The 25263-nt window shown below is 67.5% G+C and carries 22 protein-coding genes, 1 tRNA gene and 1 pseudogene; 13 read left to right on the plus strand and 11 right to left on the minus strand.

What is annotated here, in order from left to right:
- Positions 1–33: 33 nt before the first annotated feature.
- Genes ACW17V_RS08610 through bioF form a run of 3 tightly spaced genes read right to left on the minus strand, consistent with a single transcriptional unit; the run spans position 34 to position 3257 of the window.
- Positions 34–1404, minus strand: a complete 1371-nt coding sequence (locus ACW17V_RS08610; protein ID WP_492108416.1) for a tetratricopeptide repeat protein — start codon at positions 1402–1404, stop codon at positions 34–36.
- A gap of 9 nt (positions 1405–1413) precedes the next feature.
- Complete coding sequence (gene bioD / locus ACW17V_RS08615; RefSeq protein WP_492108417.1) at positions 1414–2106, minus strand: dethiobiotin synthase; 693 nt, start codon at positions 2104–2106, stop codon at positions 1414–1416.
- The gene (gene bioF, locus ACW17V_RS08620) at positions 2103–3257 is read right to left on the minus strand and encodes an 8-amino-7-oxononanoate synthase (protein WP_492108418.1); all 1155 of its coding nucleotides are present in this window, start codon (positions 3255–3257) and stop codon (positions 2103–2105) included. Before bioF ends, bioD begins: the two co-directional genes overlap by 4 nt.
- A 72-nt stretch (positions 3258–3329) precedes the next feature.
- On the opposite strand from bioF, the gene ACW17V_RS08625 reads away from it, so the two are divergent.
- Positions 3330–4589 carry an adenosylmethionine--8-amino-7-oxononanoate transaminase gene (locus tag ACW17V_RS08625; RefSeq protein WP_492108419.1) on the plus strand — a complete coding sequence of 420 codons (1260 nt, stop codon included), beginning with the start codon at positions 3330–3332 and terminating at the stop codon, positions 4587–4589.
- Positions 4586–5525, plus strand: a pseudogene (locus ACW17V_RS08630) (DMT family transporter). Before ACW17V_RS08625 ends, ACW17V_RS08630 begins: the two are co-directional and overlap by 4 nt.
- Before the next feature lie 71 nt (positions 5526–5596).
- On the opposite strand, the gene sodC reads toward ACW17V_RS08630, so the two are convergent.
- Positions 5597–6133 (minus strand): superoxide dismutase[Cu-Zn], encoded by a 537-nt coding sequence (sodC, locus tag ACW17V_RS08635; protein ID WP_492108420.1) that lies wholly within the window; start codon positions 6131–6133, stop codon positions 5597–5599.
- Between the two features lie 123 nt (positions 6134–6256).
- Here sodC and gyrA point away from each other — a divergent pair, with 123 nt between their 5' ends.
- From gyrA to ACW17V_RS08660, 5 genes are all read left to right on the plus strand, one after another.
- Positions 6257–9013, plus strand: coding sequence for a DNA gyrase subunit A (gyrA, locus tag ACW17V_RS08640; protein WP_492108421.1), 2757 nt, complete (start codon positions 6257–6259; stop codon positions 9011–9013).
- A gap of 23 nt (positions 9014–9036) precedes the next feature.
- Positions 9037–9528 carry a pantetheine-phosphate adenylyltransferase gene (gene coaD, locus ACW17V_RS08645; RefSeq protein WP_492108422.1) on the plus strand — a complete coding sequence of 164 codons (492 nt, stop codon included), beginning with the start codon at positions 9037–9039 and terminating at the stop codon, positions 9526–9528.
- Positions 9529–9639: 111 nt separating this feature from the next.
- Positions 9640–10470 (plus strand): peptidylprolyl isomerase, encoded by an 831-nt coding sequence (locus ACW17V_RS08650; protein WP_492108423.1) that lies wholly within the window; start codon positions 9640–9642, stop codon positions 10468–10470.
- Positions 10467–11333 carry a peptidylprolyl isomerase gene (locus ACW17V_RS08655; protein WP_492108424.1) on the plus strand — a complete coding sequence of 289 codons (867 nt, stop codon included), beginning with the start codon at positions 10467–10469 and terminating at the stop codon, positions 11331–11333. The genes ACW17V_RS08650 and ACW17V_RS08655 overlap by 4 nt, the downstream gene beginning before the upstream one ends.
- A 91-nt stretch (positions 11334–11424) precedes the next feature.
- Positions 11425–11892, plus strand: coding sequence for a peptidylprolyl isomerase (locus ACW17V_RS08660; protein WP_492108425.1), 468 nt, complete (start codon positions 11425–11427; stop codon positions 11890–11892).
- A gap of 114 nt (positions 11893–12006) precedes the next feature.
- Here ACW17V_RS08660 and ACW17V_RS08665 read toward each other — a convergent pair whose 3' ends face one another.
- The 3 genes from ACW17V_RS08665 to ACW17V_RS08675 all read right to left on the minus strand — a co-directional run bounded on the left by ACW17V_RS08665 (position 12007) and on the right by ACW17V_RS08675 (position 15324).
- On the minus strand, positions 12007–13404 hold the full coding sequence (locus ACW17V_RS08665; protein WP_492108426.1) for a response regulator: 1398 nt from the start codon (positions 13402–13404) through the stop codon (positions 12007–12009).
- 294 nt (positions 13405–13698) lie between these two features.
- The gene (locus tag ACW17V_RS08670) at positions 13699–14679 is read right to left on the minus strand and encodes an endonuclease/exonuclease/phosphatase family protein (protein ID WP_492108427.1); all 981 of its coding nucleotides are present in this window, start codon (positions 14677–14679) and stop codon (positions 13699–13701) included.
- Between the two features lie 39 nt (positions 14680–14718).
- Positions 14719–15324 carry a hypothetical protein gene (locus tag ACW17V_RS08675; RefSeq protein ID WP_492108428.1) on the minus strand — a complete coding sequence of 202 codons (606 nt, stop codon included), beginning with the start codon at positions 15322–15324 and terminating at the stop codon, positions 14719–14721.
- 128 nt (positions 15325–15452) lie between these two features.
- On the opposite strand from ACW17V_RS08675, the gene queA reads away from it, so the two are divergent.
- Both queA and tgt read left to right on the plus strand, forming a co-directional pair.
- Positions 15453–16544 carry a tRNA preQ1(34) S-adenosylmethionine ribosyltransferase-isomerase QueA gene (queA, locus tag ACW17V_RS08680; RefSeq protein WP_492108429.1) on the plus strand — a complete coding sequence of 364 codons (1092 nt, stop codon included), beginning with the start codon at positions 15453–15455 and terminating at the stop codon, positions 16542–16544.
- The gene (gene tgt / locus ACW17V_RS08685; RefSeq protein ID WP_492108768.1) at positions 16541–17656 is read left to right on the plus strand and encodes a tRNA guanosine(34) transglycosylase Tgt; all 1116 of its coding nucleotides are present in this window, start codon (positions 16541–16543) and stop codon (positions 17654–17656) included. The genes queA and tgt overlap by 4 nt, the downstream gene beginning before the upstream one ends.
- 16 nt (positions 17657–17672) lie before the next feature.
- Here tgt and ACW17V_RS08690 read toward each other — a convergent pair whose 3' ends face one another.
- Positions 17673–18353 (minus strand): hypothetical protein, encoded by a 681-nt coding sequence (locus ACW17V_RS08690; protein ID WP_492108430.1) that lies wholly within the window; start codon positions 18351–18353, stop codon positions 17673–17675.
- Between the two features lie 124 nt (positions 18354–18477).
- Here ACW17V_RS08690 and ACW17V_RS08695 point away from each other — a divergent pair.
- From ACW17V_RS08695 to ACW17V_RS08710, 4 genes are all read left to right on the plus strand, one after another.
- Positions 18478–18552, plus strand: a tRNA-Lys gene (locus tag ACW17V_RS08695).
- 379 nt (positions 18553–18931) lie between these two features.
- Complete coding sequence (gene cysT / locus ACW17V_RS08700; RefSeq protein ID WP_492108431.1) at positions 18932–19819, plus strand: sulfate ABC transporter permease subunit CysT; 888 nt, start codon at positions 18932–18934, stop codon at positions 19817–19819.
- A complete protein-coding gene (gene cysW, locus ACW17V_RS08705) occupies positions 19819–20664 on the plus strand; it encodes a sulfate ABC transporter permease subunit CysW (protein WP_492108432.1) in 846 nt (281 codons plus the stop codon). The genes cysT and cysW overlap by 1 nt, the downstream gene beginning before the upstream one ends.
- A 17-nt stretch (positions 20665–20681) precedes the next feature.
- On the plus strand, positions 20682–21701 hold the full coding sequence (locus ACW17V_RS08710; RefSeq protein ID WP_492108433.1) for a sulfate/molybdate ABC transporter ATP-binding protein: 1020 nt from the start codon (positions 20682–20684) through the stop codon (positions 21699–21701).
- 2 nt (positions 21702–21703) lie between these two features.
- Here the strand turns inward: ACW17V_RS08710 and ACW17V_RS08715 are convergent, their stop codons facing one another.
- Genes ACW17V_RS08715 through ACW17V_RS08725 form a run of 3 tightly spaced genes read right to left on the minus strand, consistent with a single transcriptional unit; the run spans position 21704 to position 25162 of the window.
- Complete coding sequence (locus ACW17V_RS08715; RefSeq protein ID WP_492108434.1) at positions 21704–22684, minus strand: transglutaminase family protein; 981 nt, start codon at positions 22682–22684, stop codon at positions 21704–21706.
- A 10-nt stretch (positions 22685–22694) separates the two neighbouring features.
- A complete protein-coding gene (locus ACW17V_RS08720) occupies positions 22695–23642 on the minus strand; it encodes an alpha-E domain-containing protein (protein ID WP_492108435.1) in 948 nt (315 codons plus the stop codon).
- Complete coding sequence (locus tag ACW17V_RS08725; protein ID WP_492108769.1) at positions 23639–25162, minus strand: circularly permuted type 2 ATP-grasp protein; 1524 nt, start codon at positions 25160–25162, stop codon at positions 23639–23641. Before ACW17V_RS08725 ends, ACW17V_RS08720 begins: the two co-directional genes overlap by 4 nt.
- Positions 25163–25263 lie beyond the last annotated feature (101 nt).

Genomic DNA, 25263 nt, shown 5'->3' on the forward strand with positions numbered 1-25263 from the left:
GGCGAAGGGCTCGCAAGGGGGCCTTGTCGGGCCCTACAGACCCGCGCGGCGGCGCGCCACGCGCTCCCGGGCCACGGCGGCCTGAGCGGGCAGGTCGAGGCGCTCATACAGGTCCGCCAGCGCCTGGTTGACGGGCAGTCCGTCGGGATCGAAGCCCCGGCGCAGCTCCAGCATCTGCTGGGCTTCTGACAGGCGATCGGACCGGATTAGGGCGTCCAGGATGATCTGCTCGAAGAGGTCGCGCTGGGCATGGCTGCCGCCCACCTCGGCCAGGCGGGGAAGGGCGGCGCGCAGGCCTCGAAGGGCCTCGGCATGGTCGCCGCGCAGGTGGGCGACCAGACCCTCGGCGGCGGGCAGGGCGACGTCACGCCAGGTCGCGCGGACGAAGTCGGGGGCCTCGACGGCCGCCCGGCGAATCGCCGCCAGCAGTTGGTCCGCCTCGGGTCGGCCGGCGCGTGCCAGGCCGAAGAGATATTGCAGCGACAGGAAAGGCTGCACGACGTCACCGGCCCTCACGGCCAGATACTCGGCCAGATCGTTCCAGCGCGATCCGACATCGACACCGGCCAGTTCCAGCCGGGCCAGCAGCGACACCGCCCCGACCTGGTCCTGCGAATAGTCCCGGGCCTGGGTCCAGCAGTGGTCGTCATAGGCCGCCAGCGCCGCCGCGAACCGGCCCTGGCTGAGATAGAACAGCGCCAGGTGCCACCACAGGTGGGTGTCCATGAACGAGTTCAGGTCGGTCCAGGTGTCGCGCACGCCCTCCAGAAAGGCGACGCCTTCGTCGATGCGGCCCTGGGTGAGCATGACATGGGCCAGGGCGTGCTGAGCCCAGGGCTCCTTGCGCTGCAGGGACAGGGCATGACGGGCGGCGACCTCGGCCTCGTCCAGCAGGTGGCACTGCTCATAGGCGAAGGCCAGCATGCCGTGCAGTTGGGGGATGTTGGCGGCTGCGGGCAGGCAGCGACTGGCCGCGCGCAGCATGGCGGGAGAGTCGCCCCGATTGAAGTCGTGGTACTGCCGTAGCTTGAGGATCAGCAGATCGCGCGGCCAGGCTTCAAGGATGGCGTCGGCGATCGGCAGCGCGGCGGGAATGTCGTCAGCCGACCAGGCCGAGACAAAGGCCACGATCTGGCGCTCCCGTTCGTTGGCGCCGTCGAGCGCGGCCTGGGCTCGGGCCAGATGGGGCGCCGCGCGGGTTGCGGCGTCGGGCGCTTCCAGCAAGAGCCAAAGGACGGCCGCATAGGCGTTGAGCAGGTGCTCGCCGGGCGCGGCGTCCGCAGCCACCAGGATGTTGGCAGCGCGGGTCTCATAGGCCAGGAAGCCGGCGATGAAATCGTCCACCGCCGCCTGGGCGGCGTCACTCGCGACGGAGATAGGGTTGCCGAGATAGTCGGTGCGCATGGCGCTACCCTAGTGGACCTTGGCGGGCTCGTCTTTCGTCCCCTGAGGGAAGATCAGGTCGGCGAGTTCCGTCGCGCTCCAGCTTGCGTCGCGGGGCGCCAGGACGAGCGGCGCGCGGGTCTCGAAGCCCCGCAGCATTTGGCCGGTCTGGATCAGGTCGGGCGCGGCGAGGCTTTCGCTCACGACGATGGCGGTCACGCTCAGGCCTCGGGCCCGGATCACCTCCAGCGCCGTCAGCACGTGGCTGACCGTGCCCAGATAGGATCCGGCGACCAACAGAACGGGCAGGTTCAGCGCGACCATCAGATCCAGATTGGTGGCCGCGTCGGTCAGGGGCGACATGACCCCGCCGGCGCCTTCGATCAGCAGCAGGTCGCGGTCGGCTCGCGCCAGTCGGTCCCGACAGTCTGCAACCAAATCGTCCAGGCTCAGGACGTCGCCCTCTAGAGCCGCGGCCAGGTTGGGGGCCAGCGGGGCGCGATAGCGGCGGGGGGAGATGCGGGGCAGGGCGCCCGGCTCGTCCAGCGCCTGGGCCAGGCGGCCGGGATCACTGACATCCGGATCGTCCGGATCAAACCCGCTGACCACAGGCTTGAAGGCGTCGATGCTCAGGCCTCGCAGGCGGAGGGCGCGGATCAGGGCGCAGGCGACGTGGGTCTTGCCGATATCGGTGCCGGTCCCGGCGACGAACAGGCTTTTCACGCGGGGTTCCGGCGGATGTCGGCGACCAGATCCGCCAGTCGCATCACGTCGGCGTCCGAATGGGCGGCGCTGAAGGCAATCCGCAGCCGCGCCGTGCCTTCGGGCACGGTGGGCGGACGGATGGCGACGACCAGATAGCCCTCGGCCTCGAGCCTTGCGGAGGCGTCGAGCGCCGCCTCGGCCGAGCCGATCACCACCGGGACGATGGGGCTCTGGGCGGGCGGCAGGTCCAGGGCGTCAGTGAAGGCGCGGGCCTTGGCCAGGGGCAGGGCGGTCAGGGCCGGCTGGGTCTCGATGATGTCCAGCGCGGCCAGCGCCGCGGCGGCGCAGGCGGGCGGCAGGCCGGTGGCGTAGACCAGGGTGCGAGACCGGGTCTTCAGCAGGTCGATCACCGCCCGCGAGCCGCACAGGTATCCGCCATAGGAACCCAGCGCCTTGGACAGGGTGCCCATCTGCAGCGGGATGTCGGCGCCCGGAAACAGCGCCGCCGAGCCGCGTCCCTCGGCCAGCACGCCCACGCCGTGGGCGTCGTCGGACAGCAGCCAGGCGTCGTGCGTGTTGCAGAGGGCCGAGAGCTGGTCGAGCGGGGCGATGTCGCCGTCCATCGAGAAGACGCCGTCGGTGGCGACCAGGGCATGGCGCGCCGCGCCGCGTTCCATCTTCAGCAGGCGTTCCAGGTCGGCGACGTCGTTATGCCGGAAGGCGATCGTCCGGGCCCCGGACAGCTTGGCGCCGGCCCATATGCAGGCATGGGCCAGTTCGTCGATCAGGATCAGGTCGCCCGGCCCGACGAAGGTGGGAATCACGCCCAGGTTCGCCAGATAGCCGGAGCCGAACACGCAGGCGGCCTCGGTTCCCTTCAGCCGGGCCAGCCGCTTTTCCAGATCCCCCAGCAAGGGATGATCGCCGGTGACCAGCCGCGAGGCCGCCGCGCCGGCTCCATAGTTCAGCGCCGCCTCGGCCGCCGCGGCCCGGACGGCGGGGTGGTGCGAGAGGTTCAGATAGTCGTTGCAGGAGAACGAGATCAGCCGCCGCCCGTCGCGCTCCACGACCGCGCCGTCCAGCCGGCGGGTGGGCTTCAGACGGCGACGCAGGCTCCGGGCGTCCAGGGCGGTCAGCTTGTCGCCGGCGAAGGCGTCGAGGCTCTGCATGCTGTTTCCCGTTTGCGAAGGCAGGGCGCAGGGCATAGGCAAGGCGCCCTTTTGACGCAACGCAGGATCGCCATGACCCCCGACTGGATGAGCGCTGGCGCGGCCCACGTCTGGCGACCCTATTGCCAGATGAAGACGGCCCGCCCGCCGCTGCCGGTGGTCGCCACGCGCGGTTCGCGGCTGGTCCTGGCCGATGGCTGTGAGCTGGTCGACGGTCTGGCCTCATGGTGGACCGCCTGCCACGGCTACAATCATCCGCATATCGCCCAGGCCCTGCGCGACCAGATCGAGCGGATGCCGCATGTGATGTTCGGCGGTCTGGCGCACGAGCCGGCCTATCGCCTGGCGCGGCGGCTGGCCGATCTGCTGCCGGGCGACCTGAACCATGCCTTCTTCGCCGAGTCGGGCTCGGTGGCGGTCGAGATCGCCATGAAGATGGCCCTGCAGTTCCACATCAATCGTGGGCAGACGGGACGCACCCGGTTCCTGTCGTTCCGGGGTGGCTATCATGGCGACACCCTGGCCACGATGACGGTGTGCGATCCCGAGGAGGGCATGCACAGCCTGTTCTCGGGCGTCATGCCGGCGCAGGTGATCGCCGACCTTCCCCGAGACGCGGAGGGCGAGGCGGCGCTGGACGCCCTGCTGCAGGAGCGAGGCGGCGAGATCGCCGCCATCCTTGTGGAGCCGCTGGTGCAGGGCGCCGGCGGCATGTTGCTACACGAGCCCGACACCCTGAGGGCCCTGCGCCGCCTGGCCGACGCCCACGGCGTGCTGTTGATCTTCGACGAGATCTTCACTGGCTTTGGCCGCACCGGATCGATGTTCGCCATGCAGGCGGCGGGGATCGAGCCCGACATCGTCACCCTTTCCAAGGCCCTGACCGGTGGAACGTTGCCGTTGTCGGCGGCGGTGGCCAGCACCCGGGTGTTCGAGGCCTTCCTGTCGGACGATCCCGAGGCGGCCCTGATGCATGGCCCCACCTATATGGCCAATCCGCTGGCCTGCGCGGCGGCCAACGCCTCGCTCGACCTGTTCGAGGACGGGACGTGGCGGGCCGATGTGGCGCGGGTCTCGGCCGCTCTGGCGCAGGGGCTGGAGCCCTGCCGCGCCGCGCCGGGTGTCGTCGATGTGCGGGTGCTGGGGGCGATTGGCGTGGTCGAGTTCGACGCGCCAGTGGTCGTTGGAGATCTCTGCGCCCGGTTCGCGGAAGAGGGCGTCTGGATCCGGCCGATGGGCCGGGTGGTCTATCTGACCCCGGCCTTCACGACGCCCGATGCGGACCTGGCGCTTCTGACGCGGGTGGTGCGCCGCGTCATCGGGGCCGATTGACCCAAACGGCTTGGTCTGGTCCAAGCGGCCATGTCCTCCAACTCGCCCCTGTCTGGTCTGGAACGCCTCGCCATCCTGGCGATCATCCTGACCTGGGGGCTGAACAACGCCGCCGCCAAGGTGGCCACCGCGCATCTGCCGCCGATGATGGTGGGCGGCCTGCGGTTTGCCCTGGCGCTGATCTTCCTGATCCCGTTCATCCGGCCGCCGTTTCCCGAGCCCAGAAAGCTGCTGGGCATCATCCTGCTGTCGGGGCCCATCCATTTCGGCCTGATCTATGTGGCGTTCGGCATGGGCAAGTCGCTGAGCCCGCTGGTGGTGGCCAGCCAGCTGTGGATCCCGTTCACGGCCGTCGCGGCCTGGCGGATGCTGGGCGAGACCATGCGGCTGCCCGCCGTGATCGGCCTGCTGATCGCCTTCGTCGGCGTGGCCTGGATGAGCCTGGATCCGCACGGGGCCGGGGATCTTCCGGCCGTGGCCCTGGTCATTGCAGCCTGCGCCTGCTGGGCGGTGGCGACGGTGCTGGTGAGGATGACCCCGGGGGTGAAGCCGCTGAAGGTTCAGGGGCTGACGGCCATAGTCGCCGCTCCGACCCTGATCGCCATGTCCTTTACGTTCGAGTCCAACGTGGTCGAGCGGGTGATGGCCGCGCCGCCGATCGCCTGGGCCTGCGTGGCCTTCGCGGGCATCGTCTCGACCATCGGGGCCAGCGCCCTGCTGTTCTGGCTGGTCCAGCGCCGCGAGGCGGGCCGCGTGACGCCCTATTTCCTGCTGACGCCGCTGGTGTCATGCACGATCGGCATCCTGTTCCTGGGCGACCGTCTCACCCCGCAACTGCTGATCGGCGGCGCGGCGACCCTGGTCGGCGTGGCCCTGGTGGCCCTGACCGAGAAGCGGACGGCCAAGCCAGAGGCCATGGCTGCGGAGACTGTCTAGGGGGCTAGAGCCACTTGCCCTATCCCGACCGCAAAGAGGGCCAGGACAGGGATAGCGGCGTGGGCGACGGGCTACTTCACCACGCCGCAGGCCACTCGCGCGCCGGCGCCGCCGATGGGCTGGCTCTTGTGGTCATCAGGGTTGGCGTGGACGACGATAGCCGAGCCGTCGGCGTCGAGCAGGGCGGGGCGGCCGCCCGCGCCCTTCAGCGAGACCAGCGGCGAATAGAGTTCGGCCATGGCTGATCCGTCGGCGCCCGCATGGATGTTGGGCAGGTCGCCATTGTCATTGCCGTCGGGATTGAGCAGGCCGTGGACCACGGCGGCGGTGGTGTGCACGTGGGCGCCGGCCGACTTGAAGTCGGGCGTGCCGCAGTCGCCCTTCTCGTGGAAGTGCACGCCGTGCCAGCCGGGCGTCAGGCCCTTCAGCTCCAGGCGAAGCAGCACGCCGTGCGGCGCTTCGGTCAGGTGGGCCGTTCCGAGGTCCTTGCCATCGCCAGCCTTGATGGCGGCGGTCGCGGTCTGGCCGTCGGAGGCCTGGGCGAAGACGGCGACGGGACCGGCGAGGGCGGCGATGGCGAAGGCGGTCGCGATGAGGGGAGAGCGCATGGGAAATCCTTCAAAAACAAGCGGGCGAGGGTGACTACCGTCCCGGAAAGGTGGCGCCGCCCTTGGGGGAATGCTAACAGTTTCGGACAGTTCCGTGTTCGATTCTGACGGCGAAAAATCCCCTTGAGCGACGATCAAATCACTACCCCTCCCGAAGGGCCGCGAGGGGATATCGCCCCGATCTTCATCGAGGACGAACTGCGTCGCTCGTATCTCGACTACGCGATGAGCGTGATCGTCAGCCGCGCCCTGCCGGACGCGCGCGATGGTCTCAAGCCCGTTCACCGCCGCGTGCTGTTTTCCATGCACGAACAAGGACATACGCCAGACCGCTCGTATGTGAAGTCGGCCCGCGTGGTCGGTGACGTGATGGGTAAGTATCACCCGCACGGCGACGCCTCGATCTACTTCACACTCGTGCGCATGACCCAGTCGTTCTCGATGGGTCTGATCCTGATCGACGGTCAGGGCAATTTCGGCTCGGTCGACGGCGATATGCCCGCGGCCATGCGCTACACCGAGTGCCGCATGGCGCCGCCGGCGCTGGCCCTGCTGGCCGATCTCGACAAGGACACGGTCGACTTCCAGGAAAATTATGACGGCAAGGAACAGGAACCCACGGTCCTGCCGTCGCGGATTCCCAACCTGCTGGTCAATGGCGCGGGCGGCATCGCCGTCGGCATGGCCACCAACATCCCGCCGCATAATCTCGGTGAGATCGTCGACGCCTGTCTGGCCATGGTCGACGACCCCGACGTCAGCGCCGAGACCCTGCTGGACATCGTGCCGGGCCCCGACTTCCCGACCGGCGGCGAGATCATCGGCCGCAGCGGTCCGCGCCAGGCGCTGCTGACCGGACGCGGCTCGGTGATCATGCGCGGCCTGGCCACGGTGGAAGAGATCCGCCAGGGCCGTGAAGCCATCATCATCACCGCCATCCCCTATCAGGTGAACAAGGCCCATCTGGTCGAGCACATCGCCGAACTGGTGCGCGACAAGAAGATCGAGGGTGTCAGCGACATCCGCGACGAGTCCAACCGCGACGGCATGCGGATACTGGTCGAGCTGAAGCGCGACGCCTCGGGCGACGTGATCCTCAACCAGCTGTACCGCTTCACGGCGCTGCAGAGCTCGTTCGGCGTCAACATGCTGGCCCTGAACCGCAAGCGTCCCGAGCAGATGGGCCTGCGCCAGCTGGTCGAGATCTTCGTGAAGTTCCGCGAAGAGGTCGTGGTGCGACGCACCAAGTTCGAACTGGGCAAGGCGCGTGATCGCGGCCACGTCCTGGTCGGCCTGACCATCGCCGTCGCCAATATCGACGAGTTCATCCACATCATCCGCTCGTCCAAGGACCCGGCCGAGGCGCGCGAGCGTCTGGTGGCCAGGGCCTGGCCGGCCGGCGACATGCTGCCGCTGGTCGAGCTGATCGCCGATCCGCGCACCCTCAAGGAAGAGGGCGACCTGATCCGTCTGACCGACGAGCAGGCCCGCGCCATCCTGGCCCTGACCCTGTCGCGTCTGACCGGCCTGGGCCGCGAGGAAATCGGCAACGAGGCGCAAGCCCTGGCCGAGGCCATCCGCGGCTTCCTGGAGCTGCTGTCGGACCGCGCCAACATCATGGCCGTCGTCCGTGAGGAACTGGTCGAGGTGCGCGAGAAGTTCGCCGTGCCGCGCCGCTGCCAGATCGTCGACGGCGACGCCGACGTGGAAGACGAAGACCTGATCGTCCGCGAGGAAATGGTCATCACCGTGACCATGGGCGGCTATGTGAAGCGCACGCCGTTGGCCAATTACCGCACCCAGCACCGGGGCGGCAAAGGCAAGTCGGGCATGGCCACCAAGACCGAGGACGCGGTCACCCGCGTGTTCTCGGCCTCGACCCACGCGCCGCTGCTGTTCTTCACCTCGGGTGGCAAGGTCTACAAGCTGAAGGTCTGGCGCCTGCCGCTGGGCGCCGCCAATTCGCGCGGCAAGGCGTTCGTCAACCTGCTGCCGATCGAGCCGGGCGAGACCATCACCTCGATCCTGACCCTGCCCGAGGACGAGAGCACCTGGGACCGCCTGGACGTGATGTTCGCCACCCGCTCGGGCAGCGTGCGTCGCAACAAGCTGAGCGACTTCGTCGACGTGCGCCGCAACGGCAAGATCGCCATGAAGCTGGACGAGGGCGACGGCATTGTCGGCGTCGGCGTCTGCGGGACCGAAAACGACATCCTGCTGACCACGGCCGTGGGCCGCTGCATCCGCTTCTCGGCCGATGAGGTCCGCGTGTTCGCCAGCCGTGATTCGACCGGCGTGCGCGGCGTTAAGCTCGCCGAGGGCGACGAAGTGATCAACATGGCCATCCTGCGCGGCGTCGACGCCACGCCGGCCGAGCGCGCCGCCTATCTGAAACACGCCCGCGCCATGCTGCGCGCGGCCGGCGAAGAGGGCGACGACGCCCCCGCGCCCGAGGAATCAGACGAGGACGTCGGCGAGGCCAGCCTGACGCCGGAACGCATCGCCCAGCTGGGCGCGGCCGAAGAGTTCATCCTCACCGTCTCGTCGGAAGGCTTCGGCAAGCGCACCAGCGCCTATGACTATCGCCGCACGGGCCGGGGCGGGCAGGGGCTTACCGCCCAGGACCTCTCCAAGCGCGGCGGCCGTCTGGCGGCCTCGTTCCCTGTCGAGGACAGCGACGAAATCCTGTTGGTGACAGACGCCGGACAGTTGATACGGTGCCCCGTCTCGCAAATTCGTGTTGCAGCGCGGAATACTCAGGGCGTAACCGTGTTCCGCACCGCGAAGGACGAACATGTCGTGAGCGTGGAGCGGCTGGCTGACGCCGGCGGCGGCGACGACGATCAAGGCGAAGCAAGCGGGGCGGACGAGACCCCGTAAGACGCCGTAACGCAGGGGGTTGCATGAGGGTCGGGCTTTATCCCGGAACGTTTGATCCGGTCACCAACGGCCATCTCGACATTATCGGTCGGGCCGTGAAGCTGGTGGACAAGCTGGTGATCGGGGTGGCGGTGAACATCGGCAAGGGGCCGCTGTTCTCGCTGGAAGAACGGGTCGCGATCCTCAAGCAGGAAACCGCGCACCTGAACAAGCTGGCCGTGATCGAGGTCAGGCCCTTCAACAGCCTGCTGATGCACTTCGCCCGCGAGGTCGGGGCCCAGATGATCGTGCGCGGCCTGCGGGCCGTGGCCGACTTCGAGTACGAATTCCAGATGACCGCCATGAACCAGCAGCTGGATCGCGAGATCGAGACGGTGTTCCTGATGGCCGATCCCCGACACCAGGCCATCGCCTCCAGGCTGGTCAAGGAGATCGCGGCCCTGGGCGGCGATATCTCCAAGTTCGTGCCCGCCGGGGTGGGCGAACAACTGGTCGCCAAGCTGCGCAAGGCCTGAAACAGCGGGTTTGCCGTGAAGCTGTCGAAATCATAGGCTTCAACACGGTGGACTTGTCGCGGGGGCGTCGTCGTTCTACGCCCCCGTCTGCCTTTCTGTTCGGGGATTTCCATGAAGCTTGCGTATTCCGTCGCCGCTCTGGCGCTGCTGGCCACGACCGCTGTCGCGCACACGGCGTCGGCCCAGGTCGGCGACTGGCGCACGCCTGATCCCCAGAACGTGCTGGTCATCGAGACCAACAAGGGCCGGATCATCGCTGAGCTCAGCCCGCAGGCGGCCCCGGCCCATGTGGCGCGCATCCGTGAGCTGACCCAGGCCGGCTTCTATGACGGCCTGACCTTCTTCCGGGTCATCGACAGCTTCATGGCCCAGACCGGCGATCCGGAGAACACCGGCGCGGGCGGCTCGGACAAGCCGGACATGACCGCCGAGTTCACCTTCCGTCGCGGCGCTGACACGCCGCTGGCCGCGCCGGGCAAGATTGGCAGCAACGAGACCGGTTTCGTCGGCGCCCTGCCGGTGACCAGCCAGCCGGCGGCCCTGGCGGTGATGACCGCCGACCGCAAGGTGGCGACCTGGGGCAATTTCTGTCCCGGCGTGCTGGGCATGGCCCGGGCCAACAATCCCGACAGCGCCAACAGCCAGTTCTTCTTCATGCGGCAGTACTATCCGTCGCTGGACAAGACCTACACAGCCTTTGGCCGCGCCCTTTCGGGCCTGGACGTGATCCGCGCGATCAAGGTCGGCGAACCCGCGCCCGACCCGCAGGACAGGATGACCAGCGTCAAGCTGCTGGCCGACCTGCCGGCCGACAAGCGCCCTTCGGTGCAGGTCATGGACACCCGCGGCCCCGCCTTCGCCGCCCTGGTCGCCAAGCGCCGGGCCGAGGTAGGACCCAGCTTCAGCAATTGCGACGTCGAAATCCCGGTGCAGATCAAATGAAGCCATCCGCCGTTGTCGTCCTGGGTCTGAGCCTGGCCGTTCTGGCCAGTCCGGCGCTCTCCGCGTCCAAGGTCAAGCCGAAGGCGAGGGCCGTTGCCCCGCCGGCCGCCGCGGACTGGCGGGTCCCGGACCCCGACAACGTGATGGTGATCGACACCAACAAGGGCCGGGTGGTCGTCGAACTGGTCCCCGAGGTCGCGCCCGGCCACGTGACGCGGATGCGCGAACTGACCCGGGCTCGCGTCTATGACGGCCGCACCTTCTTTCGGGTCATCGACCGCTTCATGGCCCAGACCGGCGATCCGAAGGACAATGGCGAGGGCAATACCGACAAGCCCAATCTGAAGGCTGAGTTCACCTTCCGGCGCACCGCGGCGACGCCCTTTGCGCCCGCCGCCGCGCCGTCGGGGCTGCAGGTCGGTTTGCTGGGTTCGCTGCCGGTGTTCAGCCAGCACTGGAGCTGGCACGAGGTGACCGCCGACGGCAATGTCTCGGCCTGGGGGACCTATTGCCCCGGCGTGGTGGGCATGGCCCGCGACGACGACAACAACTCGGCCAACAGCCAGTTCTTCCTGATGCGCCAGCCCTATCCATCGCTCGACAAGCGCTACACCGCCTTTGGCCGGGTGATCAGCGGGCTTGAGACCATTCGCGCCATCAAGACCGGCGAGCCGGTGGCCGCGCCGCAGGACCGCATGGAGAAGGTCCGGATGCTGTCGGACATACCTGCGGCCGAACGTCCCAGGGTGCGGGTGATCAACACCCAGGGCGCGTGGTTTGCGGGCGAAATCCGCCGCCAACGCGCGCTTAAAGGGGCGGACTTTTCCGTCTGTGATCTGAAAATCCCGGTTGATATCCGCTAGCCTCTCACCCTTTTGGGGTGAGCGGCGGTTCACAGCGGGGGGAAAAGCGCGCTAGAAGCGCCTTCACCCATTTCGCACCCAAGGGATGACCATGTCGGCCGACCTCGAAAACACCCTGATCCTCACGCTGGAAAGCGGCCCGGTCACCATCCAGATGCGCCCTGACCTGGCTCCCGGCCACGTCGACCGGATCAAGGAACTGGTCCGCGAGGGCTTCTATGACGGCGTGGTCTTCCACCGCGTGATCCCGGGCTTCATGGCCCAGGGCGGCGATCCGTCGGGCACCGGCCGCGGCGGCAGCGACAAGCCGGACATCAAGGCCGAGTTCTCCAAGGAAGCTCACGTGCGCGGAGTCTGCTCGATGGCCCGCACGCCCGATCCCAACTCGGCCAACAGCCAGTTCTTCATCTGCCTGGACGACGCGACCTTCCTCGACGGCCAGTACACCGTCTGGGGTCAGGTCTCCGAGGGCATGGACCACGTCGACGCCCTGCCGAAGGGCGAGCCGCCGCGCGAGCCGGGCAAGATTCTCACCGCCAAGATCGCCGCCGACGCCTGATCTCGTCGAAACTGAATATGAGAACGGCCCCGGAGCGATCCGGGGCCGTTTTCGTTGGTGTTGGGCCGTCCGCGCACCAGAGCGTCACGGCCCCGGAACGGACCTATCGGCGGATCAAGCGACGGCGACGGCTGGTTCCGCCACACCTGTTTCCCGCCAGCAGCTTTGGGCCCAGTGCGAGACCTTTGTCAGCAGCTCGACAATGTTGACCGGCTTGGCGACACAGTCGTCCATGCCGGCCTCGACGTAGGTCTGGATCTGGGCAGGCAGGGTGTTGGCTGTCAGCGCGATGATGGGCGTGGACGCCACGGAGCCCTCCAGAGCGCGGATCATTCTCGTCGCCGTCACCCCGTCCATGACGGGCATCTGGATGTCCATCAGGATGACATCCCAGTCCCCTGATATCGCCGCCTCGACTCCCGCGCGCCCGTCGTTGGCTGTTTCACAGATGAAGCCCTGGGCCGCAAACATGGCCTGGATCAAAGCCCGGTTGTTCTCGTTGTCGTCGACATAGAGGGCGCGCACCCCGGCGTCGCCCGTGGTCGCTAGCGGAGACTCCGCCTGCTCAGGTCTGACATCGGCGGACACGCTCTCCTGGACCGGGGGCGGGATCTGTTTACCCGGAGGGTCTGCGATCATCTGGTTCACCACGTCCAGCAGGCCCAGACCGGCGACATGAATTCGGCGGGCCTGATCCGTCGAGGTCTCGGGCAGCGCGGCATCCGCCAACAGTCGGGAGAAGCCGATCACGGCATTCAGAGGCGTGCGGAGCTCGTGAGACATCTCGGTGAGGAATTGCTGCCGCGCTTCGGCCATGGCCGCCTTCTGCTCGGCCGCGCTCCCCGCCATCTCGGCCTCAACCTGGCGGGTGACATCCTGTTCGTTCAGCAGAATGCAGGTGCGACCGGTCACCGGATCCGGGATAGGTCGGGCGTCCAGGAGGTGCCATCGTTTGCCCGCGCGCGTTTTCACGGCGTGCAACGCCGAGACCGGCGCGCCGCCTGCGGCCGCCAGCATGGCCAAGCCCTCGGCGTCGACGGCGAACCGTGCGATGAAATCGTCTTCAATGTCGCCGTAGGCGTGGAAGGCGGCCGGGTTGGAAAACAGCCTGCCTCCATCTGAATCAAACAGGCTGATCAGCGTCGAGGCGTGACGCAGGGCTTCGGCCGAGCGCTTCTCTTCGGCGGAGACCTCCTCAACCGCGGCCTCAAACAGCAGCAACGACCGGCCACTGTCGTCGACGATGGCGGAGACGGTCGCTTGGGTCGTGACAGGGTGGCCGTGCGGGAAGAAAGTCCACCGCTCGCTGACGGCCTCGCCGAGGGAAGTACGCTCAACGAGCCTGCGGATACGCGCCTTCATCGCCGGCGAGCGAGCCGAAAAATCACGGCTCGCGAGCGCCTCCAGGCTATCGGCTCCCCACAAAGCGAGTGCGGCGGGATTGGCGTAGGGCTTGTGGCCGGTATCCGGATCATAGAGCCAGACAGGCTGTCGCAGCCGGTCCCATCCCATAACGAAACTACCTGGAGCCATAGCTGACCGTCCGCTCATGGCTCACGGGTGGACTATATGGCTAAATTTCTGGTGAAACTGGCGGCGGCTCCCCTGCGACAATCAGCAGCACATACGGATTTGGCTGCGTCCGCTTCGGCGTCCAAACATCATATGCCGTCAGTCAGCGACGGTCCCCGCGACCTGGTGAACTGTGAGCAAAGCGGGCAAGCCCAAGAAGACGATCTGAACCTGATCTCTCGGCGCGGATCGCCAACAGCGGTGTTTGCCCTCATCCAAGGGCGGAGCCGGATGCTAGTCCCGCCGCAGCTTGACGATGATCGGCCGGTGATCCGAACCCAAAGCTGGCCCGCGCACGACGCTGACGGTCTTCCAGGCCTTGCCGGCATAGACGTGATCGATCGGCAGGAACGGCGCCGGCGCATTGGCCAGGCGCGAGAAGCGGCCCGAGGGCCATGAGGGGATGGCGCGGGTGCGGCGTTCCAGACCCAGGGCCTTGTCCTGACGCTTGAGCGTGAACGACCAGGGCGTGGAGTTGAAGTCGCCGGTCAGGATGGTGTCGGATTTGTCGAACCGGGCCATGGCCTCGACCAGCCGCTTGCCCTGCTGCTGCTGGGGACCGGCGGGCATGGGCCAGACATAGTGGATGCCGGCGACGGTAAAGTCGCCCTTGGGGTCGGCCAGGGTCGCCCAGGCGCCGGCCAGTTCGCGGCCCTCGGGATAGAAGCCGTTGCGGGCCAGCATGCGCTTGCGGCTGAAGATCATGGTGGCGCAACGCTTCTTGCCGTCGCAGGTGACGGAGAAGGGGTAGTAGGCCTTGAGACCCTTGACCGCCGGCCCGGACATGCCGCCGCCCTCGACGATCACCACGACGTCGGCGTTCTGGTCCAGCAGCCAGCGCAGGGCCAGTTCGGGCGTCTCGTTCTCGTGCCAGATATTGAACTGGATGATCTTCAGGTCGTCGGGTCGCGCCGCCAGCCGCTTGGCTCCGGCGGCGGCCAGCAGTTCGGGACCCATCAGGATGGCGCAGGCGAGAACCGCCGCGCCGCCCAGGCCGACGATGGCGCCGCGCTCGCCCTGACGCGCGAAGATCCAGCCCAGGATGATCGCGCCCACGCCCATGGCCAGCCACAGCGGCGTCAGGTGGGTCAGCGCGTCAAGCCGGTCGCTGAACACGCCGCCCAGGCAAGCGACGGCGAAGCCGGCGCCGACCACACCCAGCATCAGGCCGGTGCCACGGAAAAACAGACTCAGGAGGCGCTGTAACAGATCCATGGTCTGCCCATAACACGGCCGCGATGACGGAAAATGAACTCAGTCGCCGGCGAAGTAGATGAAGCTGATATTGCGTATGCGCTCGGCGCCCAGCTGAAGTCCGCCGGTCAGCACGGTCTTGACCTCGCCGCCGGGTCCAGCGGCCTTTGCCGCTTTCAGGGCGGCGACGTCAAACATGCCCGAGAACACCACCTCGCCGACGCGGGGATCCTTGCCGCGGAACACCACCTCGTGGGTGTCGACCCGATAGCTGTCCGGCATCAGGCGGAAACTGACCGTATGATAGACCTGACCGAGTTCGTTCTCGGCTGTCGGGCTGGTGACATCCTCGAACTCCAGGAAGAAGGGCCCAAAGTTGCTGGGGCGCTTGCCGTCCTCCCAGGACGCGAAGTCGTCGGGCGTGCCCATGTTCACGGACTTCAGCTTCCAGTTCCCCACCTGAACGGGCGTCTGCGTGAAGTAGTAGCCGAAGACGTCGAGCGTGGCCTCGCGCTGGAAATTGGCCGCCGCGGGATCGGCCATTGGCGTAGCGGGCGGCGTGGCGGGCGCTGTCGCGGCGGGCGCGTCAGCCTGCGCGGCGGGCCGGTTGTCACAGGCGACGAGCAGAAACGGCAGCAGCGCGGCGCAGGCCAGCAGGCGTTTCATGGCGATCTTCCCCCCGAAGACTATGGTTTTCCGGCAGATTGGCGGTGCCTAAGCGCGATTGTCCATGGCGCTCGCGCGCTGGCGAGTATCTTGACCTGAGGGCCTCGCCGTGTCCTTGAAGCCGCCCCATGCGCCTCTCCGACTTCGATTTCGTCCTGCCCGAGGACAACATCGCCCTGCGTCCAGCCGAGCCGCGCGATTCCGCGCGTCTGCTGGTGGTGCGGCCGGGCGAGGATCTGGCCGATCACGTCGTTCGCGACCTGCCCGATTTCCTGCGTCCCGGCGACGCCCTGGTCTTCAATGATACGCGGGTGATCCCGGCCCGGCTGGCAGGCCTTCGCGAAGCCCGGACGACGGGCGGCGGGGACGGCGCGCCGGTGCCGGTGGAGGCCACCCTGCATCGCCGCGTGTCGCCCGATCGCTGGAAGGCCTTCATGCGTCCCGGCAAGCGCCTGAAGGTCGGCGACCGCGTGGCCTTCGGTTCGGATGAGTATCATCTTGACGCCACCGTGCTGGAAAAACACGACGGCGGCGAGGTGCTGCTGGCCTTCGACCAGTCTGGCCCCGATCTCGACATCGGCATCGCCCGCCACGGCGATATGCCGCTGCCGCCCTATATCGCCGCCAAGCGCGCCGAGGACGACCGCGACCGCGCCGACTACCAGACCGTCTATGCGCGCGAGGACGGCTCCGTGGCCGCCCCTACCGCCGGCCTGCACTTCACGCCGGATCTGCTGGAGGCGCTGAAGGCCAGGGGTGTCTCCCTGCACTTTGTCACGCTGCACGTGGGCGCGGGCACCTTCCTGCCGGTCAAGACCGACGTGGTGGCCGAGCACAGGATGCACGCCGAATATGGCGAGGTGACCGCGCAGATCGCCGACGCCCTGAACGCCGTGCGCGCGGCCGGTGGCCGTATCGTCTGTGTCGGCACCACCAGCCTGCGGCTTCTGGAAAGCGCCACGGGCGAGGATCGCGTCATCCGGCCGTTCGCCGACGAGACCGCGATCTTCATCACCCCCGGCTACCGCTTCCGCGCCGCCGACGTGCTGATGACCAATTTCCACCTGCCCAAGTCGACCCTGTTCATGCTGGTCAGCGCCTTCGCCGGTCAGAAGACCATGCGCGAGGCCTATGAGCGGGCGATCGCCACGGGCTATCGCTTCTATTCCTATGGCGACAGCTCGTTGCTGTTTCCCGCCGATCCCAACGAGAGCCGCTGATGGCGTTCCCCTTCGAGATTTCCGCCACCGATGGCAAGGCGCGCACCGGCGTGCTGAAGACCCCGCGCGGCGACATCCGCACCCCGGCCTTCATGCCGGTGGGCACGGCGGGCACGGTCAAGGCCCTGACCGTGGATCAGGTCAAGGACACCGGCGCCGATATCATCCTGGGCAACACCTACCACCTGATGCTGCGGCCGACGGCCGAGCGGGTGAAACGCCTGGGCGGCCTGCACAAGTTCATGCGCTGGGATAAGCCGATCCTGACCGACAGCGGCGGCTTTCAGGTGATGAGCCTGTCGGGGATCAGCAAGGTCACCGAGGAAGCAGTCACCTTCGCCAGCCATATCGACGGCTCCAAGCACGTCCTCTCGCCCGAGCGGTCGATGGAAATCCAGGCCGACCTGCTGGGCAGCGACATCGTCATGCAGCTGGACGAATGCGTCGCCTGGCCGGCCGAGGAGAAGCGGGCCCGCGAGGGCATGGAGCTGTCGGCCCGTTGGGGCATCCGCTCCAAGGCGGCGTTCGGAACGCGCGACAGCCAGGTGTTGTTCGGCATCCAGCAGGGCTCGACGTTTGAAAACCTGCGCCGCGAGTCCTCGCAGCGGCTGCAGGACATCGGCTTCGACGGCTATGCCATCGGTGGTCTGGCTGTGGGCGAGGGGCACACGGCGATGTGCGAGGTGCTGGACTATGCGCCGGACCTGCTGCCCGCCGACAAGCCGCGCTACCTGATGGGCGTGGGCAAGCCGATCGATCTGGTCGAGGCGGTGGCGCGGGGCGTCGACATGTTCGACTGTGTGCTGCCCACCCGCTCGGGCCGTCATGGCCAGGCCTGGACCTGGGATGGTCCGATCAACCTCAAGAACGCCCGGTTCTCCGAGGATGACACGCCGCTGGACCCGACCAGCGACTGTCCCGCCAGCCGCGACTATTCCAAGGCCTATCTGCGCCACCTGTTCAAGGCCGAGGAGATCCTGGGCCAGGTGCTGCTGTCCTGGCACAACATCGCCTTCTTTCAGGCCCTGACGGCGGCCATGCGCGAGGCGATCGCCCAGGGCCGGTTCGAGCAGTTCCGTCGCGACTTCGCGGCCCGTCACGCGGGCGGTTGAGCAAGGCGGCGGCCGCTCAGGATTTCGGCGCGGGCGCGGACTGAACGATAGGGAAGCGCGGCTTGCGGCCAGAGCCCGGCTGGACGGGCGGCGGCATGCCGGGATCGACCACGGGGATAGGGGCTGGCGGCTTGTGCTGCGGGGTGGCCGGCGGATTGCAGCCGCGCGCCTCGCCCAGGCCTTTCAGATAGGCCCGGCGGACATTGCCCGAGGTGATGGCGCTCTGCACCAGCCGGTCGTGGCGTTCGGCGCCGGTAAGCTTGCGCACCCAGCCCCGCATCGGTATCATGTCCTGGGCGGCGCTGGCCACCGCGCCAAGCGCGGCGCTGCCGGCCGCCTTGCGGCCGCGATCCATCAGGTCTTCGTTTTCCTCGGGCGGATGAGCGTCGAGGTCCTCGCCCAAGGCCACGTCGAGCGGCGAGACTAGACCGATCAGCACGCCGCAATTGACCCTGGGCGGCCGTGCATAGGGATCGTTCATCGCCTCGATCAACACGGGCGGGATCTTGGTACGGACGATATTGACGTCGCGCAGCGGTGCGCTGACGGCGCCGGCTATGCCGTCGCGATTGGCGTCGGAGGTCGTCTGAATCTTCGAATCAGAGGGCGGCGGGGGCGGCGGTTGCTGCTGGCCGAACACGGGCGCGCTCGCCAGAAAAAGCGGAACCGTCACGGCTGTGAGCAACAAACCACGCATACGCCACCTTATCGCGCCAAAAGCGGCGCCGTCATGTCAAACAACCGGTGAAACCCCGCTTGCGGCTGCGGCGCCCCCCGACTATGTTCCGCGCCGCTTCCACCGGCCACGCCGCGTCGTGAGCGGGCCGGTAGCTCAGTGGTAGAGCATTCGACTTTTAATCGAATGGTCGTGGGTTCGAACCCCACCCGGCCTACCAATTCACGATCCGTGCGCCGTCTGGCGCGCGCGGATCGAAGTCAGCAAGAAGCCAAGTCGAAACGCTGCTGTTCGGACCGTGTTCCGGAGCGCGTTGAAATCGTCCTTACCGCTAGCCGTCCCGGGTATGGATCTCTATTCCCGCCAGCCTCGTCCCGGGGATTGGGGAACGGTCATCGAAAATGCGATAGCATCGCTGTAGCCCAGCCTGTCCGCCGGCCGGGCGCTGGTGAGTTTTTCTGGGAGCCTGCGCGGGGAATTCTCAATTGACCCCACCAGCTTGGTGGGGATTTAAGCTGCCTAGCTTGATGCGGCGGACCCAGCGGGGTTCCGGCGCGTTTCACACCGGACTTCGCCGGAACCAGGACGACGATCAGACGATGACCGCCGAGACCGCCGCCGCGATCCGCTCAAGACTTCCCGGGGCTGGCCCAGTCGCCAGAAGGCCGCTGTTTCGACGTCGCTCGGCCATCCCGGGCTTCACCCTGACCCTTGGGGTGACCCTGACGGTCCTGTCGCTGATCGTCCTGATCCCCTTGTCGGCCGTGGCGCTGAAAGCCTCCGAGCTCTCGCCTGCCCAGTTCGTCGCTGCGGCCTTTTCCGAGCGGGCTCTGGCGGCCTATCGCCTGACCTTTGGGGCGGCCTTCGTCGCCGCCGCCATCAATGGCGTGTTCGGCGTGCTGACCGCCTGGGCGCTGGTGCGTTACGAGTTTCCCGGCAAGGCCCTGGTCAACGCCCTGGTCGATCTGCCGTTTGCCCTGCCCACGGCAGTGGCCGGCATCGCCCTGGCCACGCTCTATTCGCCCAATGGCTGGATCGGCGCCTATCTGACGCCGCTGGGGATCAAGGCGGCCTACAACCCGATCGGCGTGACCATCGCCCTGATCTTCATCGGCCTGCCGTTCGTGGTCCGCACCATCGAGCCGGTGCTGCGCGACCTGTCCGACGACGTTGAGGAAGCCGCCGCCAGTCTCGGGGCCGGCCGGCTGTCGACCATCACGCGCATCGTTCTGCCGGCCCTGGGCCCGTCCTGGCTGACCGGTTTCGCCCTGGCGTTCGCCAGAGGGATTGGCGAGTACGGCTCGGTGATCTTCATCGCCGGCAACATGCCCTACAAGTCCGAGATCGCACCGCTGCTGATCATCATCCAGCTGGAGCAGTTCGAGTACGCCAACGCCGCCGCCATCGCCCTGGTCATGCTGGGCGTGTCGTTCCTGATGCTGCTGGTCATCAACGCCGTGCAGGCCTGGGCGAGAAGGTTCTCTTGATGGCCGCGCCGCGTCTTTCCACCGAGGATCCAGCCTGGGCCAAGGTCCTGATCATCAGTCTGGTCCTGGCGTTCCTGGGGCTGGTGCTGGTCCTGCCGCTGGCGGCCGTGTTCGCCGAGGCCCTGCGCAAGGGGCTGCAGCCGGCGCTGGACGCCATCGCCAATCCCGACGCCATCGCCGCCGTCAAGCTGACCCTGCTAACCGCCGCGATCACCGTGCCGTTCAACGTGGTGTTCGGCCTCTGCGCGGCCTGGGCCGTCGCCAAGCACGAGTTTCCGGGCAAGAGCCTGCTGATCACCCTGATCGACCTGCCATTCTCGGTCTCGCCGGTCGTGGCGGGCCTGATCTATGTGCTGGTCTTTGGCCTGCAGGGCTGGTTTGGCGACCATCTGGTCGACAACGACATCCGGATCATCTTCGCCGTGCCCGGCATCGTGCTGGCCACCATCTTCGTGACCTTCCCCTTCATCGCCCGCGAACTGATCCCGCTGATGCAGGAGCAGGGGACCAGCGAGGAAGAGGCAGCGGTGTCGATGGGGGCCTCGGGCCTCTACACCTTCTGGCGGGTGACCGCGCCGAATGTGCGCTGGGGCCTGCTGTACGGCGTGCTGCTGTGCAACGCCCGCGCCATGGGTGAGTTCGGGGCCGTGTCGGTGGTCAGCGGCCACATCCGGGGCCTGACCAACACCATGCCGCTGCACGTCGAGATCCTCTATAACGAGTATGATTTCGTCGGGGCTTTCGCCGTCGCCGCCCTGCTTTGTCTGCTGGCGATCGTGACCCTCGTCCTCAAGACCGCGCTTGAAGTCGCCCAGCCCGGCTCGCGCCGGCGCGGCGGCCACTGATCGGAACGCCAGACCTCATGACCATCTCCATCCGTTCCGTCGAAAAGAAGTTCGGTCGCTATCCGGCGCTGGACAAGGTCGGCCTCGAGATCGCCGATGGCGAGCTGCTGGCCCTGCTGGGGCCTTCGGGCTCGGGCAAGACCACGCTACTGCGCGTCATCGCCGGCCTGGAGTTCCCCGATGCGGGCCAGGTGCTGTTCCACGACCAGGACGTCACCTTCGCCTCGGCCGCCGCGCGTCGCGTGGGCTTCGTGTTCCAGCAATACGCGCTGTTCAAGCACATGACCGTGGCCCGCAACATCGCGTTCGGCCTGGATGTCCGCAAGGGCAAGGACAAGCCGTCCAAGGCCGAGATCACCAAGCGGGTCGACGACCTGCTGCGCCTGGTCGAGCTGGAAGGCCTGGGCAGTCGCTACCCCTCGCAACTGTCCGGCGGCCAGCGCCAGCGCGTGGCCCTGTCGCGGGCCCTGGCCGTGCAGCCCAGCGTGCTGCTGCTGGATGAGCCGTTCGGGGCCCTCGACGCCACGGTCCGCAAGTCGCTGCGCAAGGAACTGCGCCGCGTGCATGACGCCACGGGCGTGACCACCATCTTCGTCACCCACGATCAGGAAGAGGCGCTCGACCTGGCCGACCGGGTGGCCATCCTGAACCACGGCGTCATCGAGCAGGTCGGCACGCCGACCCAGGTGCATGACGAGCCGGTTTCGCCGTTCGTCTGCGGCTTCGTGGGCGAGGCTAACCGGTTCGAGGGCGCGGTCTCGAACGGCCGGTTCACCGCCGGTTCGGTTGTCCTCCCGGCTGTCAATGTGGCCGACGGCAAAGCCGTCGCGTTTGTTCGACCCCATGACCTGGTGCTTGACGCCGAGGGCTTTGAAGTGCGCGTCAGCCGCGTTCACGTCCAGGGCGCCCTGGCGGCCGTTGATTGCGTGACCGCCGATGGCCGTCGGATCGAGGTGACGGCGTCACGCGACCAGGCCGACCGGTTCACCGGCGCGGTGAAGCTGTCGGCCCGCAAGGCCCACGTCTATCCCGCCTGACCCTATTGCTGTTGCTGCTGCTGATGCAGATCCTGCCTTAGCGCCGCTGCGTTTTCGGGGCGGCGACGTCCGCCGGCGAAGTTGGGGCGCGCCATGCGCAGGAATTCGGGCTCGGCCAGGGCCGCCCGAGCGCGGCGCACTGAGACGCCCACGGCCAGCTCACTGTCGGAATCGCCCTTGTAGACGCCGCGCGAGGGCGTGACGTCGGCATAGTCGCGGCCCACGGCCACGGCCACGTGGCGTTCGCCGGTCATCATGTTGTTGGTCGGGTCAAAGCCCACCCAGCGCAGGCTGGGCAAGAATACCTCGACCCAGGCATGGGTGGCGTCTGGATCGGAGCGGTCGCCCGCGTCGCGGTCGGTGAACAGGTAACCCGAGACATAGCGCGCCGGCACGTTCCACGAGCGGCAGACGGCCAGCATGATGTGGGCGAAGTCCTGGCAGACCCCGCGCCCGGCGCTCAGGGCCAGATCGATGGGGCTGTCGGCGTCGGTGACGCCCGGCTGATATTCAAAGGCCTGGTAGATGGTCTCCGACAGCATCCGCATCGCCGTAAGCGGATCCCTGCGGCGCAGGTCATCCAGATTGTGCTCGTCGACGAAGGCGTTCAGCGCCTCGGTGGTCTCGACGAAGCCGTGCATCCGCAGGAAGTCGAAACATTCACCGCGCACGAACTCGCTGCGCAGCCGGTCCCATTCGCCCATGTCCAGGGCGTCGGGCCGTTCGCCAGGCGGCTCGGTCTCGACCGCCGAGCGGGCGACGATGGTCAGCTTGTCGTGCGGCTGTGGCACGTCGAAGTGATAGACGGCGTTGCCGAAGCTGTCGGCGTAGGAAAACACCTGGGCCGCCGGATTGAGGTCCAGCTCGAAGCTGATCAGGCGCTGGCGGGCGGTCTTCTGGGGCTGCATCCACAGCTCCATCAGGCTTTCGCGAACCGGGCGCTCGTAGTGGTACTGGGTGACGTGGCGGATTTCGAGGAGCACGGGGAAGGTCCTAGGCCGGAAGACGCATTTCGAGCGGATAGGCTACGAAGGTCTCATAGATCGCTTCGTGGATGCGGGCGCACTCGTTGACGACGGTGGTCAGCAGGGCGCCGGCCCCCTGGTTTTCCAGTTCGTTGATGTCGGCGAACTGCAGGCGGGCTTTCAGGCGCCCCGCGATGCGTTCCGGCCCGGCGCCTTCGCCTTCGCCGCCGGCCCGGCGGGCCAGCACGCTCAGATTGGCCTCGATCTGCGAGGTGGCGAAGCGGATCGAACGCGGGAAGTCCTCGTCGAAGACCAGGAACTCCAGGATGTGCCGGGGTTCGATCTCGGCGGTGTAGACCCGCAGATAGGGCTCAAGGGCGCAGGCCATGCGCAGCAGGCTGACCAGGGCGATGTGATCGTTGATCTGCCGGCCGGGCGTCTCGGCGAAACACACCTCCAGCAGACGCGAGACCAGCTGGGCGCGCTCCAGATACATGCCCAGCATCATGAACCGCCAGCTTTCGCCATGGCTCATGGTGGTGTCGGCCGCGCCCTTGAACAGGTGCAGGTCGGCGATCACGTCGTGCAGGAAGGTTGTCGAGCCGTCGGCGAAGTCGCGCTTGGCGTTCTCGTCGGTGACTTTCAGGTAGAGCAGGTTCAGCCGCTCCCAGGTCTCGGTGGTGATCTGGTCGCGGACCTGCCGGGCGTTTTCGCGGGCGCGGGATAGCGACGAGACCACCGAATTGGGGTCGGCGCGGTCCAGAACCAGCGCCTCGGCCGCCTCGAAGGAGCCGACGGCGCTGCTCATTTCAGGCTCGCCGACCGCCGACAGGGCGATCCAGACCGCCTGGACGCCGGCGTCGGTCTGGTCGAGCGTGGCGTTCAGCATCACGCTGGACAGCCGCGACAGGTGTTCGGCCCGTTCAATGTATCGGCCCAGCCAGTAGAGGCTGTCAGCGACCCGAGCGAGCATCATGGGCGTGTGCTCCCATTGCCATTGGAGCCGTTGGCGGGGCCATCGTCGGTCAGCACCCAGGTGTCCTTGGAGCCGCCGCCCTGGCTGGAATTGACCACCAGCGAGCCGCGCTTCAGGGCCACGCGGGTGAGGGCGCCTGGCGTGACGATGGTCTTCTCACCCGACAGGATGAAGGGGCGCAGGTCGACGTGGCGCGGCTCGATCCGGCCATCGACCAGGCAGGGGGCGGTCGACAGCTGGATGGTCGGCTGGGCGATGTAGTTCTCCGGATCGGCCTTGATGGCGATGGCGAAGTCGCTGCGCTCCTTCTGGGTGGCGTGCGGGCCCACCAGCATGCCGTAGCCGCCCGAGGCGCCGACGGCCTTGACCACCAGCTTGTCCAGATTGGCCAGCACATAGCCCAGCTGCGCAGGCTCCCGGCACAGAAAGGTCTCGATATTGGGCAGGATGGCGTCTTCGCCCAGATAGTAGCGGATGATCTCCGGGACATAGGCGTAGACGGCCTTGTCGTCGGCCACCCCGGTGCCTGGCGCGTTGCAGATCACCACATTGCCGGCCCGATAGGCGTTGAACAGGCCCGCCGCGCCCAGCGAGGAGTTCCGCCGGAAGGTGAGGGGATCGATGAAGTCGTCATCGACCCGGCGATAGATCACATCCACCCGGCGGATGCCCGTGGTGGTGCGCATGTAGACCATGTTGTCATGGACCACGAGGTCGCGGCCCTCGACCAGAGGCACGCCCATCAGCCGCGCCAGATAGGCATGCTCATAATAGGCCGAGTTGTAGACGCCGGGCGTCAGCACCACGACCTGGGGATTGGGCCGCCACTCGGGGCTCATGCTTTTCAGCGTGGCCAGCAGCAGATCGGGATAGCGCTCGACCGGACGCACGCCGGCGGCGCGATAGGTGCCCGGGAAGGTGCGCTTGGCCGCGTCGCGGTTGGCCAGCATGTAGGAGACGCCCGACGGCACCCGCAGATTGTCTTCCAGCACCGCGAACTGGCCGTCCTGGCAGCGGATCAGGTCGCTGCCGCAGACATTGGCGTAGGCTTTGTGCGGCACATAGATGTGCTGCATCTCGCGGCGATAGGACGGCGCGCCCAGCACCAGCTCACGCGGGACCACCCCGTCCATCAGGATCTGCTGGTCGCCATAGATGTCGGCCAGGAACAGGTTCAGGGCCAGAAGGCGCTGGGTCAGGCCCGCCTCGATCTTGGCCCATTCCTGGGCGGGGATGATGCGGGGAAAGAGGTCGGTCGGGATGATCCGTTCGGTGGTGTCCTCGCCGCCGCCATAGACCGTGAAGGTGATGCCCTGCAGCAGGAACGATCGCTCCAGGGTTTGCTGACGTCCCGCCAGCTCGGCGCCGCCAAGCGTCGACATGCGGGCGTGCAGGGGATCGTAGTGCGAGCGCACCGCGCCGCCGGGCGCGAACATCTCGTCATAGGCGACACCCGGCAGGTAAGCCGCCTCCGTCAGGGGAAGGGTCGGAGCCTCAAGATCTTGAATTTTCGCCGCCACGCCTTCGTCCACGCTTGTTTGCCTTGGGCTCCGTCGAGTCAGACGCGCCGCCACCAACCCTAGAACGTCGCAACGTCCGAAGTCGGCGATTTTCGCCGTCG

This window comes from Caulobacter sp. FV2ye17ST, assembly GCF_058680955.1.

Coding starts and splice junctions, on each gene's coding strand:
- ACW17V_RS08610 (WP_492108416.1), bottom strand. CDS start 1,404: ATGCGCACCGACTATCTCGGCAACCCTATCTCCGTCGCGAGTGACGCC.
- bioF (WP_492108418.1), bottom strand. CDS start 3,257: ATGCAGAGCCTCGACGCCTTCGCCGGCGACAAGCTGACCGCCCTGGAC.
- ACW17V_RS08625 (WP_492108419.1), top strand. CDS start 3,330: ATGACCCCCGACTGGATGAGCGCTGGCGCGGCCCACGTCTGGCGACCC.
- sodC (WP_492108420.1), bottom strand. CDS start 6,133: ATGCGCTCTCCCCTCATCGCGACCGCCTTCGCCATCGCCGCCCTCGCC.
- coaD (WP_492108422.1), top strand. CDS start 9,037: ATGAGGGTCGGGCTTTATCCCGGAACGTTTGATCCGGTCACCAACGGC.
- ACW17V_RS08650 (WP_492108423.1), top strand. CDS start 9,640: ATGAAGCTTGCGTATTCCGTCGCCGCTCTGGCGCTGCTGGCCACGACC.
- ACW17V_RS08655 (WP_492108424.1), top strand. CDS start 10,467: ATGAAGCCATCCGCCGTTGTCGTCCTGGGTCTGAGCCTGGCCGTTCTG.
- ACW17V_RS08660 (WP_492108425.1), top strand. CDS start 11,425: ATGTCGGCCGACCTCGAAAACACCCTGATCCTCACGCTGGAAAGCGGC.
- ACW17V_RS08665 (WP_492108426.1), bottom strand. CDS start 13,404: ATGGGATGGGACCGGCTGCGACAGCCTGTCTGGCTCTATGATCCGGAT.
- ACW17V_RS08670 (WP_492108427.1), bottom strand. CDS start 14,679: ATGGATCTGTTACAGCGCCTCCTGAGTCTGTTTTTCCGTGGCACCGGC.
- ACW17V_RS08675 (WP_492108428.1), bottom strand. CDS start 15,324: ATGAAACGCCTGCTGGCCTGCGCCGCGCTGCTGCCGTTTCTGCTCGTC.
- queA (WP_492108429.1), top strand. CDS start 15,453: ATGCGCCTCTCCGACTTCGATTTCGTCCTGCCCGAGGACAACATCGCC.
- ACW17V_RS08690 (WP_492108430.1), bottom strand. CDS start 18,353: ATGCGTGGTTTGTTGCTCACAGCCGTGACGGTTCCGCTTTTTCTGGCG.
- cysT (WP_492108431.1), top strand. CDS start 18,932: ATGACCGCCGAGACCGCCGCCGCGATCCGCTCAAGACTTCCCGGGGCT.
- cysW (WP_492108432.1), top strand. CDS start 19,819: ATGGCCGCGCCGCGTCTTTCCACCGAGGATCCAGCCTGGGCCAAGGTC.
- ACW17V_RS08710 (WP_492108433.1), top strand. CDS start 20,682: ATGACCATCTCCATCCGTTCCGTCGAAAAGAAGTTCGGTCGCTATCCG.
- ACW17V_RS08720 (WP_492108435.1), bottom strand. CDS start 23,642: ATGATGCTCGCTCGGGTCGCTGACAGCCTCTACTGGCTGGGCCGATAC.